Annotated in this window: 16 protein-coding genes; 13 read left to right on the top strand and 3 right to left on the bottom strand. The window is 38.6% G+C overall.

The genetic code is table 11. The annotated features are described in order from the left end of the window. Nucleotides 1-57: 57 nt before the first annotated feature. On the bottom strand, nucleotides 58-678 hold the full coding sequence (lexA, locus tag Q1B03_RS10500; protein WP_044337292.1) for a transcriptional repressor LexA: 621 nt from the start codon (nucleotides 676-678) through the stop codon (nucleotides 58-60). Nucleotides 679-834: 156 nt separating this feature from the next. On the opposite strand from lexA, the gene Q1B03_RS10505 reads away from it, so the two are divergent. The 9 genes from Q1B03_RS10505 (at nucleotide 835) to Q1B03_RS10545 (ending at nucleotide 10,498) form a co-directional block, all read left to right on the top strand. Further along, on the top strand, nucleotides 835-1,161 hold the full coding sequence (locus tag Q1B03_RS10505; protein WP_299741070.1) for a LysM peptidoglycan-binding domain-containing protein: 327 nt from the start codon (nucleotides 835-837) through the stop codon (nucleotides 1,159-1,161). A gap of 11 nt (nucleotides 1,162-1,172) precedes the next feature. After that, nucleotides 1,173-1,823, top strand: a complete 651-nt coding sequence (locus tag Q1B03_RS10510; protein WP_299741072.1) for a recombinase family protein — start codon at nucleotides 1,173-1,175, stop codon at nucleotides 1,821-1,823. 105 nt (nucleotides 1,824-1,928) lie between these two features. Continuing rightward, nucleotides 1,929-2,162 carry a DUF896 domain-containing protein gene (locus tag Q1B03_RS10515; protein ID WP_299741074.1) on the top strand — a complete coding sequence of 78 codons (234 nt, stop codon included), beginning with the start codon at nucleotides 1,929-1,931 and terminating at the stop codon, nucleotides 2,160-2,162. Nucleotides 2,163-2,464: 302 nt separating this feature from the next. Next, the gene (gene tkt / locus Q1B03_RS10520; protein ID WP_299741076.1) at nucleotides 2,465-4,471 is read left to right on the top strand and encodes a transketolase; all 2,007 of its coding nucleotides are present in this window, start codon (nucleotides 2,465-2,467) and stop codon (nucleotides 4,469-4,471) included. Nucleotides 4,472-4,742: 271 nt separating this feature from the next. Next, nucleotides 4,743-5,180: a sporulation inhibitor of replication protein SirA gene (sirA, locus tag Q1B03_RS10525; protein ID WP_299741078.1), complete on the top strand. Its 438-nt coding sequence runs from the start codon at nucleotides 4,743-4,745 to the stop codon at nucleotides 5,178-5,180. Nucleotides 5,181-5,264: 84 nt separating this feature from the next. Next, nucleotides 5,265-5,486 (top strand): YneF family protein, encoded by a 222-nt coding sequence (locus tag Q1B03_RS10530; protein ID WP_044337285.1) that lies wholly within the window; start codon nucleotides 5,265-5,267, stop codon nucleotides 5,484-5,486. Between the two features lie 191 nt (nucleotides 5,487-5,677). Then, nucleotides 5,678-6,799 carry a CamS family sex pheromone protein gene (locus tag Q1B03_RS10535; RefSeq protein WP_299741080.1) on the top strand — a complete coding sequence of 374 codons (1,122 nt, stop codon included), beginning with the start codon at nucleotides 5,678-5,680 and terminating at the stop codon, nucleotides 6,797-6,799. A gap of 141 nt (nucleotides 6,800-6,940) precedes the next feature. Further along, nucleotides 6,941-8,689: an ABC transporter transmembrane domain-containing protein gene (locus Q1B03_RS10540; RefSeq protein ID WP_299741082.1), complete on the top strand. Its 1,749-nt coding sequence runs from the start codon at nucleotides 6,941-6,943 to the stop codon at nucleotides 8,687-8,689. Between the two features lie 3 nt (nucleotides 8,690-8,692). Beyond that, a complete protein-coding gene (locus Q1B03_RS10545; protein WP_299741084.1) occupies nucleotides 8,693-10,498 on the top strand; it encodes an ABC transporter ATP-binding protein in 1,806 nt (601 codons plus the stop codon). A 91-nt stretch (nucleotides 10,499-10,589) separates the two neighbouring features. Here Q1B03_RS10545 and Q1B03_RS10550 read toward each other — a convergent pair whose 3' ends face one another. Continuing rightward, entirely contained in the window at nucleotides 10,590-10,766 is a 177-nt protein-coding gene (locus Q1B03_RS10550; RefSeq protein ID WP_082051130.1) for an aspartyl-phosphate phosphatase Spo0E family protein, read from the bottom strand. 266 nt (nucleotides 10,767-11,032) lie between these two features. Here Q1B03_RS10550 and Q1B03_RS10555 point away from each other — a divergent pair, with 266 nt between their 5' ends. From Q1B03_RS10555 to Q1B03_RS10570, 4 genes are all read left to right on the top strand, one after another. Further along, nucleotides 11,033-11,740 carry a cytochrome c biogenesis CcdA family protein gene (locus tag Q1B03_RS10555; protein WP_299741087.1) on the top strand — a complete coding sequence of 236 codons (708 nt, stop codon included), beginning with the start codon at nucleotides 11,033-11,035 and terminating at the stop codon, nucleotides 11,738-11,740. A gap of 131 nt (nucleotides 11,741-11,871) precedes the next feature. Then, nucleotides 11,872-12,231: a response regulator gene (locus Q1B03_RS10560; protein ID WP_299741089.1), complete on the top strand. Its 360-nt coding sequence runs from the start codon at nucleotides 11,872-11,874 to the stop codon at nucleotides 12,229-12,231. A 122-nt stretch (nucleotides 12,232-12,353) separates the two neighbouring features. Further along, nucleotides 12,354-12,833, top strand: a complete 480-nt coding sequence (locus Q1B03_RS10565) for a CcdC family protein (protein WP_299741091.1) — start codon at nucleotides 12,354-12,356, stop codon at nucleotides 12,831-12,833. 172 nt (nucleotides 12,834-13,005) lie between these two features. After that, nucleotides 13,006-13,485, top strand: a complete 480-nt coding sequence (locus Q1B03_RS10570) for a site-2 protease family protein (RefSeq protein ID WP_299741093.1) — start codon at nucleotides 13,006-13,008, stop codon at nucleotides 13,483-13,485. A 158-nt stretch (nucleotides 13,486-13,643) separates the two neighbouring features. Here Q1B03_RS10570 and Q1B03_RS10575 read toward each other — a convergent pair whose 3' ends face one another. After that, complete coding sequence (locus Q1B03_RS10575; RefSeq protein ID WP_299741095.1) at nucleotides 13,644-14,069, bottom strand: DUF2621 domain-containing protein; 426 nt, start codon at nucleotides 14,067-14,069, stop codon at nucleotides 13,644-13,646. Between the last annotated feature and the right edge of the window lie 60 nt (nucleotides 14,070-14,129).

Raw genomic sequence — 14,129 nt, forward strand, 5'->3', positions numbered from 1 at the left:
AGTCTTCCAAATTACATAAAAAATTAAGCCGCTATTAAACATAGCGGCTTAAACCTATTAATGTACTTGACGATAAACTCCGACAACTTTTCCTAAAATGGATACATTTCGTAAAATGATCGGATCCATTGTTGAATTCTCTGGTTGTAATCGAACATAATCCTTTTCTTTAAAGAAACGTTTTACAGTCGCTTCATCTTCCTCGGTCATCGCTACGACGATATCTCCATTGTTCGCTGTTTGCTGCTGACGCACGATAACGAAATCCCCATCCAAGATCCCGGCTTCTATCATACTATCACCCATGATTTCCAGCATGAAGACCTGTTCATCAGAAGGTGCCATACGCTCAGGCAGTGGAAAGAATTCTTCTACATTCTCGACAGCAGTGATGGGTTGACCTGCTGTAACCTTACCGATTAAAGGAACGTTCACAACTCGCTGGCGTGGAATCGTATCCTCTTCAAGATTTAAAATTTCGATGGCTCTTGGTTTGGTGGGATCCCGGCGAATGAGGCCTTTACTCTCTAACCTGGCCAGATGTCCGTGTACGGTGGAACTAGAAGCAAGACCAACGGCTTCCCCGATTTCCCGGACGGAAGGTGGATATCCTTTTTCTCTTACTGCAATTTTAATATATTCTAGTATGTCTTGCTGTCTTTTAGACAATTTTGTCATGTTCACGCACCTCTATTATAGATCTTATGTTCCCATTATAGCATGTCTTTCCAGCTGATACAAACATAAGTTCGAATTTCTGTTGACACCAAACGAATGTTCGTATTACAATAAAAATAACAAAACAGAACAAACATTCGTATGGAGGTATTTTTTATGTTATCACACATTTGGAATCGTTTCTCTTACATTATTATATTATTTGTTTTAGCGCTTTTTTCTGCAGCCTATTTACTATTTGTCATGGCAGATCAACCGTCTTATCAAAGTATCACCGTTCAGGATGGAGACACGCTCTGGACTATTGCCAAACAATATAATGAAGAATACTCTATGACAGTGGAAGAATTTATCGCTTGGGTAGGAGAGGAAAATAATCTCACATCATTCTCGATCAAGCCCGGTGAATCACTTGTGTTACCTATAGAAAATCCGACATTATCCACCCATTCAGATTATGAATTGGTAATGAACGAAGAATAGAGGGATAGAAGATGAAGGCAGTAATTTACTGCAGAGTAAGTACAAAGAAAGACACACAGGAAACATCTTTGGAACGTCAAGAAGAGGAATTAGTGAAATTAGCACAAGAACACCAATACGAAGTGGCTGCTATCATAAAAGATCAAGCAAGCGGTTTTGAATTAGATCGTCCTGGTGTTCTGGAACTTCTTGATTTGATTAAAGGTGAGTCGATTGCGGCTGTTCTCATACAGGACGAAACAAGGATTGGCAGGGGAAATGCAAAAATTGCCCTCATTCATTGTCTATTAAAAGAGGAAGTTAAGATTATTAGTCAAACACATAGTGGCGAGCTTCACTTATCTGAATCAGATTCCATGGTGATTAATATCGTGAGCATGGTTGAAGAATACCAAAGGAAACTCCATAATTTGAAAATCAGACGAGGAATGAAAAGGGCAGTGGAAAATGGTTTTCAACCTCATAAAAATCTAAAGAATAAAGGGAATCTAGATGGAAGAGAGCGGATTGAAGTACCCGTTGAGGAAATTGTCAGGTTAAGAAAGAATGAACTGACTTTTGCTGAAATTGCAGCTACACTAAGAGGGTTTGGGTATGACGTCTCCAAAGCTACCGTACATAGGCGTTTTAAAGAATATATGGCTTCATTGGAAAATGCGTAACTCTTGTTTTATCTCCTTTAATCTAGTAACATGACGATAGTATGACGCTTAACTTTCAGTTGTGTTTTAGATTTTGCCGACTATGCAATAAAGGAGTTTTTATAGATGCTTTCAAAAACGAAAATGAATCGAATCAATGAACTTGCGAAAAAGTCTAAAAGTAGCGGACTAACAGAACAAGAAGCAAAAGAGCAGTCCAAGCTGAGAAAAGAATACCTGGAAACGTTTCGTCAATCGATGAAAGGGACCATTGAAAATACAAGAATCTTTGATCCGGAAGGTAATGAGGTGACCCCTAAGAAGATCCAGGATATCCAAAGTAAAAAGAAAATGCATTAAGTTAACGAGCTGTCAGGTCTGATATAAATGGACCTGGCGTTTTTTGTTTGCGGGGTGACGACAAAACTTAAAAGTAGAGCGATAAAGTACTTGCCATTTCCTTAAGTATCATTCTGCTACGGCCTCTACCCCCTCGTCATGCTGCATGCTTGTCGTGTCTGATAAAGCCGTCTCCGTTCCTGAAATTTAAGGGTTTTTATTTTCAACCTCTATAAAGTCATGTTATCATTCAAGATAGTTGTATAAACTATCAAAGAAGATTAATATTAATAAGGTACATTAAAAGGAAGGATGTCTGACATATGTTTGATAACACAGATCAATTAGCAATTAATACAATCCGTACATTATCTATCGATGCAATTGAAAAAGCGGGTTCCGGACACCCTGGAATGCCTATGGGAGCAGCTCCGATGGCGTATGCTCTTTGGACAAAATTCATGAATCATAATCCGAAAAATCCTGAGTGGTTCAACCGCGATCGCTTCGTTTTATCTGCGGGTCATGGATCCATGCTCTTGTATAGCCTGCTCCATTTATCAGGTTATGATGTTTCAATGGATGATCTTAAAGACTTCCGTCAATGGGGAAGTAAAACTCCAGGACACCCTGAATACAAACATACTCCAGGAGTAGAAGCTACGACTGGGCCGCTTGGTCAAGGAATTGGTATGGCAGTTGGTATGGCATTAGCTGAAAGACATTTAGCTTCTACATACAATAAAGATCAATACGATATTGTGGATCATTTTACATATTCTATCTGTGGAGATGGAGACTTGATGGAGGGTGTATCCTCTGAAGCAGCTTCATTAGCAGCACATTTAAAATTAGGCCGTCTAGTCGTTCTTTATGATTCAAATGATATTTCACTTGATGGGGATTTAGATAAATCTTTCTCTGAAAGTGTGAAAGGTCGCTTTGAAGCTTATGGTTGGCAATATATCCGCGTTGAAGACGGTAATGATCTTGAGGAAATTTCTAAAGCAATCGAAGAAGCTCAAGGTGATACAACTCGTCCTACAATGATCGAAGTGAAGACGGTCATCGGATATGGTGCGCCTAATAAATCAGGGAAATCAGATGTTCACGGTGCTCCACTGGGTGAAGACGAAATGAAGCTTACGAAAGAAGCTTACCAATGGACATTTGAACAAGATTTCCATGTTCCTGATGAAGTGTACAGCCGCTTCGAGGAAAAAATCCAACAAACCGGTTCTCAAAAAGAAGAAGAGTGGGCTAACCTTTTCATTAAATACCAAGAAGAACATCCAGAACTTGCTACTCAATTAGAAGCTGCCATTAAAGGCGATCTTCCACAAGGATGGGATCGTGACATTCCTGTCTATGAAGAAGGTAAAGCATTAGCAAGCAGAGCTTCTTCCGGTGAAGTCTTGAATGCGATTGCTAAGAATCTTCCTTCATTCATCGGGGGATCAGCAGACTTAGCGGGATCCAATAAAACGATGATCAAAGATGAAGCAGATTTTATGCCTGAATCGTATGAAGGACGCAATATCTGGTTCGGAGTTCGTGAATTTGGTATGGGTGCTGCCATGAATGGTATGGCTCTCCATGGTGGACTGCACGTATTCGGGGGAACATTCTTCGTATTCAGTGATTATTTAAGACCGGCTATCCGTTTAGCTGCATTAATGGGCTTACCGGTAACGTATGTTTTCACTCATGATAGTATCGCTGTCGGAGAAGATGGACCGACACATGAACCTGTAGAACAGCTTGCTTCACTACGTGCAATGCCTAACCTTTGTGTCATCAGACCTGGTGATGGAAATGAAGTAGCTGCAGCATGGAAGTTATCTTTGGAGTCCAAGGATCAGCCAACGATGTTAGTTCTATCTCGTCAGGATCTTCCAACTCTTAAAGGTACTGCAGATAAAGCATATAACGGAGTAGATAAAGGAGCATATGTGGTATCAGCTTCCGGCAAAGATCAGCCTGATGCACTACTGATTGCGACTGGTTCTGAAGTGCATTTAGCGGTAGAAGCTCAAAATGTACTGGAAAAAGACGGAATCAGCGTATCTGTCGTAAGTATGCCGTCTTGGGATCGCTTCGAGAAACAGTCAAAAGAGTATAAAGAATCGATCTTACCTAAGAGTGTGAAAAAACGCCTTGCTATTGAGATGGGATCTCCAATGGGCTGGGATCGCTATGTTGGAGACGAAGGCGATATCTTAGCGATTGATGGATATGGCGCATCAGCTCCTGGGGCAAGAGTTATGGAAGAATATGGATTCACTTCAGACAATGTAGTGTCAAGAATCAAGGCATTGCTTCAGAAATAAATAAAGATTTGATAGGTCAATTCCTTAATACTCTTTAAGGAGTTGACCTTTTTTAGAACGGAAAAATGAATGATTGTTAAAGGGAGTATGTATGGTAGATAATGGGTAAAGTGATGATAGTCAGTTTCATATAGTAACTCAGGAGAATTCAGTAGAGTGTATGAGTTAAAATAAACTTCGACAAAACTAGTGTAGATTTTCAACAATTTCTGACAATGACTCCCTTCTAGTTGATTTATACTATATGAAAGAAAGGCAGGAGGGAGAAAAGGTGCGAAACTATCAAATCTATTGGATTGAAGAAACGTTTGTTCAGCACTATTATGGTCGAGAAAGAATGTTCTATCAATTGTTTTCCGATTGGGAAGCAAGTTCAGGAGATCTTCATGATATCATCTCTAAGCAAGTAGAATATATTACTAAACCTATCCCTTACCTTCCTACTCAAAGACTCCTCCAGCATGAATTAATGAAGGTTGAAGGAGCGGCCTGGGTTGACTCTGTAGCGACAATCGAAAGAGGGGCCTCAGGGGCTACCCTTGTTCTAAATGAAAAATGGATGACGCTGAACACCTGGGGGCAAGATGAATCAGAATATATTTTCTTTGAAATTTTGCGAAAGAATATGGGTCAATTACTGGCAATCGATATACAAAATGAACGTTTTGGTTGGTTAAAGCCAATAAAACAAAGAAAATTTATATATTAATAAGAAATTATGACTGAAATATTGTATAATGTTTCATGGTTTAGTACACTTTTATAAGGACAACATGAAGGAGGAAGTAAGAGTATGTCAACGACTGGGTTACTTATTCTAGTTGGAGTTCTAGCATTACTTGCTGGAGTTGCACTAGGATTTTTCATTGCTCGTAAATATATGATGAGCTATCTTAAGAAAAATCCACCAATTAACGAGCAAATGTTACGCATGATGATGATGCAAATGGGCCAAAAACCATCCCAAAAGAAAATCAATCAAATGATGAATGCAATGAATAAGAACATGAAGTAATAGGTAGAAGCACTCAGATGATGAGTGCTTTTTCTATTTGTAATATATATATTTGGAGAGATGGGTTTAAAGATTGCATTCCTTTAGTAATGCAGGATAAATTGATTATTTTCATGTATTCATAAAAACTTGAGAATTATCATTCAGTTTGAAATTGAATTTATGATAGAATATAGTCCGGAGGGAGTCATATGAAAAAATGGATGATTGTTTCACTGTCTCTCTTGATTCTTGTTGCAGGATGCAGCAATAAGCCTCAAGAAGTGATGGATGAAGAAACACTTGAAATTCAAAATAGTGCAGCTGGAGACGCTCGCGAATATTTAAATTATAAAGTGAACAAAGAGAAGAAGTCGGTCAATCGTGGACTAATTACGATGATGATTAACAATCGCAGTGATATGGATGAAATCGAGACAGGCCTTATGTCTTTATCAACCGAGCATTTTTCCCCTGAGGATTATGTATACGAAGAAGGCCAATACCTTAAAGGTCTAAATACATGGTTGCGAAGAAAGTCAGAATCTAATAAATTGGGACTTAATCCTGTTCTGGAGATTACGGATGATATGGGCTGGGAACAGCAGATGGAGCTGGAAAAAAAGAATCCCATGTATCTCGCATATATCCATGAGCAGAACTACGTTGATTCAAAAGGGAAAATTAAAGGGATCTCCCTGGGTCTTGCTATGAATACGGTAGATTATATTCGAGTCGAAGATGAAAATAAGCTCATGCACTTTGATGAGGCGAAGATTGATGACAAACAGTTAAAGGAATACGGACAGAAAATAGCTAACACCGTTGTCAGTCGAGTGAGAGCCAATAAAGAACTGAAAGATGTTCCTATAATGATTTCCTTATATAAACTTCAACCATTAAATAGTGTCGTGTCAGGAAACTATATTTCAGCTGGATATGTAGACGGTAATGACAAAAGTGTAAAAAAATGGACTGATGTTACTGATAAATACTATTATTTTCCTAGTGACGAAGGGGAAGAGAAAGACCGTGATCTACATAATCGGATTCGTGATCTAGAAGATTATGTTTCGAAATATTTCTCTCATCAAGATATTGAGTTTGTTGGGAAAGGCTTATACAAAAAGGACACGTTGAATAAACTTGTGATCGATGTACATACAGGTATGGTGAAAGAAACAGAACTAATTGGTTTTTCTCAGGCGATTGGCCCCGAGATCGTCGATTACTTCCCTCATACCCCCGTTTACCTTTATGTGAAGACACCAAAGGGTCTTAAAGCAACCATCGTAAAAGAAGTGGACCAAGAACCATTTGTTCAAATCCATTAGTATAACACCAACTATTAGAACATCTCTTAAGACATTAAGAGGTGTTTTTTTTTGGTTTATTTATCTTATAAAAAAGATTTCTCATTTTTTTGAAATTTGGTAAAATAAAGAGTCGATGTATTAGGATACGGGGGAGAGAGTATGAAAGTCTTTTTAGATTTAAAATGGTTTTTTCTGCAAGAGAAAAAGTCTTATATCACAGGAACCATTCTACTTTTATTTGTAGCATTCCTTCAATTGATTCCACCAAAGGTTGTTGGAATAATTGTAGATAGTATGAAAGAAAATTCATTAACTCGGGAAGACATGATGAAATGGATTCTTATTCTGATCATCACAGCTCTATCGATGTATGGACTGAGATTTGTGTGGAGGATCATGATTTTTGGTTCGGCAACCAAGCTTTCCCGCTTGCTTCGGAATCGGTTATATCATCATTTTACCAAGATGTCGCCATCCTTTTACCAAAAAAGGCGAGTCGGTGATTTGATGGCGCATGCAACAAATGATCTTCAGGCGATACAACAAACGGCCGGAGTAGGAGTATTAACGTTCGTGGATTCCATATCTACAGGAGGTTTTGTGATACTGGCCATGGCTTTTACAATCAGTTGGAAGCTTACCCTTATTGCTTTGATCCCCATGCCATTCATGGCAATCCTGACAAGTTATTATGGAACTCTTCTACATAAACGATTTCATAAAGCTCAAGAAGCCTTCTCATCCTTAAATGATAAAACGCAGGAAAGTGTAACGGGGATTAAGGTTCTTAAAACGTTTGGGCAAGAAAAAGAGGATATCGAATCATTTAGAAAGCAATCTGAAGATGTGGTGCAAAAGAATATATCCGTTGCAAAAGTGGATTCCTTATTTGATCCCACCATTTCCATAATAGTAGGCATTTCTTTCTTTTTATCGATTGTATTTGGTTCACGGTTTGTCGTGAGTGGAGAACTGACGATTGGAGAACTGATCTCTTTTACTACCTATCTGGGACTTCTCATTTGGCCAATGCTCGCATTCGGATGGTTATTCAACATTGTGGAGAGAGGACGTGCTTCTTACGAACGTGTATCTCAACTCTTGAATGAAAGGGTGGACATTGAAGATCATGAAAGAGCACTGGATGTATGCCCCTCAGGAGATATTGAGTATAAGATTGAGTCATTTTCTTATCCGGATGAAGAAGTCCATGCTTTAGAAGATATTCAATTTTCCTTAAAGAAAGGTCAAACGATTGGAATTGTAGGGAAAACGGGAGCAGGTAAAACAACCCTCTTAAAACTATTGCTAAGGGAATTCGAAGGGTATAAGGGAGAGATAACGTTTGGGGGGCATATGATCCAAGATTATAAATTAACCCGCCTGCGTGAAAGTATTGGATATGTGCCTCAAGATCATTTTCTTTTTTCTGCCACGATTCTTGAGAATATAGCTTTCACTTATCCACTTACCCCGAAAGAAAAAGTGGAGGAGGCGGCAGCACTTGCGCATATCCATGATGATATTGTCCATTTCAGCGACGGATACAATACTGTGGTCGGTGAAAGAGGGGTTTCCTTGTCTGGTGGACAAAAGCAAAGGATATCGATTGCAAGAGCTCTTCTAATGAATTCGGAGGTACTTATTCTTGATGATTCCTTGTCAGCCGTTGATGCGAGGACGGAGGAATCCATCTTGACTTCCTTGAAGGAAAATCGGGCAGGAAAAACGACCATGATTACTTCTCATCGATTAAGCGCCATTCAACATGCAGACCTGATCATCGTTCTCGAAGAAGGGAAGATCATGGAGAGAGGCACTCATAGTGAATTGATGAAGAAAAAGGGATGGTATCGGGAAATGTATCTGCGTCAACAGTTAGAAGAATTAGTGGAGTATGGAGGGTGAGATATGGATACTATACCGACTTTAACAGCCAAGGAGCAGAGGAACATATTTTTTCGTCTATTGAAATATACAAAGCCTCACAAAAAAACAATATTTTATGCATTTTCATTACTGTTGTTGACCACGATCGGTGATGTCTTTGGACCGATCATTATTAAGGTGTTTATAGACGATTATTTAACTCCAAGAGAGTTTCCATATGGACCGCTTATAGGGCTCTCAGCAACTTATTTATTCATTCAGATTGGAAATGTGTTGATCTCCTACTTTCAATTACTGAAGTTTCAGGAAATAGCCCTGAAGATCATTCAGCAACTGCGTGTGGATGTTTTTTCGAAGGTTCAAGGTTTAGGTATGAAGTATTTTGATAAGACCCCGGCGGGAAGTATTGTCTCCCGTGTTACGAATGATACGGAAGCGATTAAAGATATGTTTGTGAGCGTGTTAGTATCCTTCATTCAAGGAGCATTCTTATTAACGGGTATCTTTATTGCCATGTTTGCACTCAATAGCCAGTTGGCCATCTTCTGTTTATTCATCTTGCCAGTCATTTTTATGATAATGAAGCTATATCGCAAATTTAGTGCCATCTTCTATCAGGATATGCGTGAGAGATTAAGTCAGCTTAATGCAAAGCTTAGTGAGTCACTCCAGGGGATGTCCATCATTCAAGTGTTCAGGCAGGAAAAAAGACTAAGAGAAGAATTCGGAGATATTAATAAAAAACATTATTTGGCAGGCATGAAGAATATTAAAGTGGATGGATTATTATTAAGGCCCGCCATTGATCTGGTTTATGTGGCTGCCTTGATTGTTGTGCTAAGTTATTTTGGCGTAACCTCATTGAATCAGCCTATCGAAATAGGGGTTTTATATGCCTTTGTTAATTATCTGGACAGATTTTTTGAGCCAGTCAATCAAATCATGATGAGGCTTTCCATGTTTCAACAGGCAATCATTGCGTCTTCCCGTGTTTTTACGCTGCTGGATGAGGAAGAGCTTTCCCCTGTACAGAATTTGAAGAATCGTTCAAAAGAAACAATCAGTGAAGGGGAAATAACATTTGACAATGTTTCATTCTCTTATGATGGGCAGAGAGAGGTTCTTAAGAATATTTCATTTACTGCAAGACCTGGTGAAACGGTCGCTCTGGTCGGACATACAGGAAGCGGGAAGAGCTCAATCATCAATTTACTCATGAGGTTCTATGAATTCGAACGTGGCAATATTCTCATAGACGGTCAAAACATTAAATCTTATTCATTAGAAGAGCTTCGTGGAAAAATGGGGCTTGTCCTACAGGATCCATTTCTCTTCTTCGGAACGATCAGGGATAATATTAAGCTTCACTGTGAAGCGATGTCGGATAAAGAAGTGGAGGAAGCTGCCACATTCGTTCAAGCCAATACCTTTATTGGAAAACTACCGGGAGCATATGGGCATCCAGTGGTTGAGAGGGGGTCGACGCTTTCGAGTGGACAAAGACAATTAATCGCTTTTGCGCGTACCATTGCGACCAGACCTAAAATTCTAGTACTGGATGAAGCAACCGCCAATATTGATACGGAAACGGAGGAAGCCATTCAAGGAGCATTATCAAGGATGAGAAAGGGAAGAACAACGATTGCCATTGCCCACAGGCTTTCTACCATTCAAGATGCAGACCTGATCCTGGTCCTTCATCAAGGGGAGATTGTAGAGAGAGGAAGTCATCAGGAATTACTTGTTCAAAAAGGCATTTATCATAAAATGTATCTTCTTCAAAATGGTCTGGTAGATGGTATGGAAGATGCCATATCGGGCTCTTGAATGTATGAAAGGCAGACTCTATAGATGAAAGAGCCTGCCTTTTGGTCGTTGTTATTTATATGAGAATAGTATAATTGTATTCATTAAGGTCTTAGCTCATTTGAGGGGAGCGTTTTTTTATGTATAAGGAGTTGTAGCTATTTAACAGACGATCAAGTTCCTGACTAAATTGAATAGCTTGAGGTGACGTGAGTCCATTTTCAGCAACAATATCGATTAATTGAGCACGCTGTTTTTCAATTCGTTCGAGAAGCTCTTTTTTAGACACGGCTGTTTCCTTTCTTTTGTATGTCCTTACAGATGGAATACAAAACTAGTAATAACTGTAACTTTTTATTAGTATAACGAAAATGGAACTGTTTTTCAAAGCAAAATTATTGGTTTTTTAAAAAAGAAAAGAGAGTTTAATACATTTGAAAAAGTAAAATGTTCATGTAATATAATGGTCACAAATCTTTCACACAATCATTCCTCATAGAATCGGGATTTGTTTGATAGAATAGAGATATATACAAAAATGTAGGAGTTGTAAAAATGTCTGATATTAATATTTTCTTAGCATTTGGAGCGGGTTTCCTAAGCTTTATATCTCCATGCTGCCTGCCATTATATCCCGCTTTTCTTTCTTACATAACAGGAATGAGTGTCAATGAGCTCAAAACGGATAATGCAATGCTCCAAAGGAGAAGTTTATTACATACGTTATTTTTCTTAGTGGGCTTCTCGGCAATCTTTATCGCCATCGGTTTTGGAACTTCCCTTATCGGAAACTTCTTTTTGGATTATAAGGATCTCATTCGTCAGCTTGGAGCTATCTTCATTGTCTTATTTGGCTTGGTAGTCATTGGCGTGTTTACCCCGGAAACATTGATGAAGGACCGTCGTTTTGAGTTCAAGAATAGACCGGCAGGATTTTTTGGTTCCGTGTTAATCGGAATGGCATTCGCTGCAGGCTGGACTCCTTGTACCGGACCGATTCTTGCTTCCGTTCTGGCCCTTGCCGCCTCTAATCCAGGTTCAGGTGTTATATATATGACAGCTTACGTGTTAGGGTTTGCCATTCCGTTTTTCATTCTGTCATTCTTTATTGGAAGAATGCAATGGATCAGAAAAAACAGTGGAAAGATCGTAAAGGTAGGAGGATATGTGATGATTGCAGTAGGGATCATGCTATTCTTTGATTGGATGACAGTCATCCTTGCCTATCTTACTTCCATATTTGGGGGATTCACGGGATTTTAACCCTATAATATGAGTATAGAACATACAGATTAAATTGAACGATCATTACGTTTTATGGTATAGTTTAATTGGATGAATTAGGAAATATGGTTCGATAGACATCGGGTAGCGTATATGAGGAGGAAACATCTGTGGCAACGATACTTGTAGTGGATGATGCGAAATTTATGAGAATGACTCTTGGAAGCATGCTTTCCTCCAGCGGTCACGAAGTTGTAGGGGAAGCTGAGAATGGACTCACAGCCGTAAAAAAGTTTCGTGAGCTTCAGCCGGATTTAGTGACGATGGACATCACGATGCCTGAGCTGGACGGAATTGAAGCGGTTAGAAGAATATTATCGGAGTTTCCTCAAGCAAAAGTTATCATGTGTTCGGCCATGGGCCAACAAAAGGTCGTGGTGGAAGCCATTGAAGCGGGAGCAAAGGACTTTATAGTGAAACCTTTTGACGATGTGCGTGTGGAGGAAGCCATCAAAAGAGTTTTAGGATGATCAAATGGAACGGGAGAGTGAAGACTAGATTCATTCTCTCTTTTTTGTGTTTTCGTTTTTCTTTCATTTAGGCTATAATAGGGTAGGTATGAAAGTAGAAATTAAAAGGATGATGATGGTTTATGATGATTGCTTCATCCATTGTGGCGATTTTTATGGGGTTTATGGTGATATTTATTAGAATGAAGGCTCAGAAAAGGCCTGTAAGTGGTAAGAAGATTATTTTACCACCTTTGTTTATGAGTACTGGTGCCTTAATGTTCTTATTCCCTGTCTTTCGAGTTACTTTAGGAGAATTTCTAGAAGCGATTACGGTAGGAATGATTTTTTCTATATTGTTGATCAAGACCTCCAAATTCGAAATTCGTGAGAATGATATTTATTTAAAACGATCTAAGGCGTTCGCATTTATTTTGATTGGGCTTTTGTTAATACGGATTGTAGCCAAGTCTATCCTCAGTGCATCGATTGATTATGGTGAACTAAGCGGGATGTTCTGGATACTTGCCTTTGGAATGATTGTACCATGGAGAATCGCCATGTATCTTCAATATAGAAAGCTGCACCAAGAGCAACAAGATTTAACAACGAATTCAATTTAATTCACTGGGTAAATAGCAGGGTGATTCCTATCACCCTGCTATTTCTATTTTAGAAATTTCTTAATCTCAGATTACGATTTCTTTACAAAGGAGACCCATACGCTTAGAGAATAGTTATTTAGGGCAAAGAGAGAGATGAAGAAAATAACAAGAGATATTGGTGGGATAAGTATTGTTTACGCTAGCAGATATTTGGACGTTTTTTCTGGCATTTTTTTTAACACTGCCTTTGGTCACCATTGTCCATGAAGCAGGACATATCTTCATTGCTCGCATATTTGGTGCAAAGATAAAATTCTGCATTGGAACCGGTAAGCATTTAATCAACATTGGTCCATTAGAAGTGAGAAGAATGTATTTTATGGAAGGCTGGTGTCAATATACAGAATTGAAGTATAACAAGGTTTGGGTTCATGTCCTTATTTATATTTCCGGAAGTTTATTTAACCTGATTGCGATTTTAGCTATTAATTTCCTGATTTATGAAGGGGTCATTCCTGTTCACATCTTTTTCTATCAATTTGTATATTTCTCCGTTTACTTTATTTTCTTTTCATTATTTCCGTTTAGAAATGGAGAAGGGAAACCAAGCGATGGACAAGCAATACTCGATGTCATTCGATACGGTAAGGCAGAGGATCCCATTGATTAATCATATAAAAAGTGAATGAAAAAAAGGTAAACGACTATTGTTTACCTTTTTTTGCTTTCTTCCATTTAATGTACAGAAATGCCGCACCTATAATAAAAATTAAATATAGCACAATCGGAATAATTAGTATCGATCCCATTCTCTTTCCTTCCTGTCACCTAGAATAAATGTTCGTATGGGGTTACATCTATTTGCATTTCGTTTAGTTTTCTTCGAAGAAACTTATGATCCCGTTTCGGAGTCGCCAGGATATACCCTCTTATGACTAATTCCTGAGTAATGGAAGAGGCTCTGTCTTTTAAAGCCAATTCACCAATTTTACCTGCAATTTTTTGCTTCGCTACGTCCCTGAATAATTCGGGTACGGGTGTGACTAACTCATTGAGCATTTTCTTTTCCTCATCACCCCATAAATGGATGGTTTCATTCACATAATGTTCTTCCCAATCCAAATCGGATTTTCCATCTTCTTTAGGAAATCTCTTTAAGAATTTCCTAAACATAAAGAATCCACCAATAGCAAATGAAGCTACTAAAAAAACGACCCAAAATAGTATGAAATATAAGAACCAACCTTCAAGCATGCTTTCACCTCAATTTTTCAAAAAGCGATTGTATCGTATTCATTATAGACAAGGGAAAAG

Origin of the sequence: uncultured Rossellomorea sp. (assembly GCF_947488365.1) — a bacterium.
In the GTDB taxonomy this organism is placed as follows: Bacteria; Bacillota; Bacilli; order Bacillales; family Bacillaceae_B; genus Rossellomorea.

Excerpts from the sequence above, each read along its gene's own strand:
- Q1B03_RS10555 (WP_299741087.1), top strand. The coding sequence starts at position 11,033 with ATGTCTGATATTAATATTTTCTTAGCATTTGGAGCGGGTTTCCTAAGC.
- Q1B03_RS10575 (WP_299741095.1), bottom strand. The coding sequence starts at position 14,069 with ATGCTTGAAGGTTGGTTCTTATATTTCATACTATTTTGGGTCGTTTTT.
- Q1B03_RS10565 (WP_299741091.1), top strand. The coding sequence starts at position 12,354 with ATGATGATTGCTTCATCCATTGTGGCGATTTTTATGGGGTTTATGGTG.
- Q1B03_RS10510 (WP_299741072.1), top strand. The coding sequence starts at position 1,173 with ATGAAGGCAGTAATTTACTGCAGAGTAAGTACAAAGAAAGACACACAG.
- Q1B03_RS10530 (WP_044337285.1), top strand. The coding sequence starts at position 5,265 with ATGTCAACGACTGGGTTACTTATTCTAGTTGGAGTTCTAGCATTACTT.
- Q1B03_RS10545 (WP_299741084.1), top strand. The coding sequence starts at position 8,693 with ATGGATACTATACCGACTTTAACAGCCAAGGAGCAGAGGAACATATTT.
- Q1B03_RS10535 (WP_299741080.1), top strand. The coding sequence starts at position 5,678 with ATGAAAAAATGGATGATTGTTTCACTGTCTCTCTTGATTCTTGTTGCA.
- Q1B03_RS10540 (WP_299741082.1), top strand. The coding sequence starts at position 6,941 with ATGAAAGTCTTTTTAGATTTAAAATGGTTTTTTCTGCAAGAGAAAAAG.
- tkt (WP_299741076.1), top strand. The coding sequence starts at position 2,465 with ATGTTTGATAACACAGATCAATTAGCAATTAATACAATCCGTACATTA.
- Q1B03_RS10515 (WP_299741074.1), top strand. The coding sequence starts at position 1,929 with ATGCTTTCAAAAACGAAAATGAATCGAATCAATGAACTTGCGAAAAAG.
- Q1B03_RS10505 (WP_299741070.1), top strand. The coding sequence starts at position 835 with ATGTTATCACACATTTGGAATCGTTTCTCTTACATTATTATATTATTT.
- lexA (WP_044337292.1), bottom strand. The coding sequence starts at position 678 with ATGACAAAATTGTCTAAAAGACAGCAAGACATACTAGAATATATTAAA.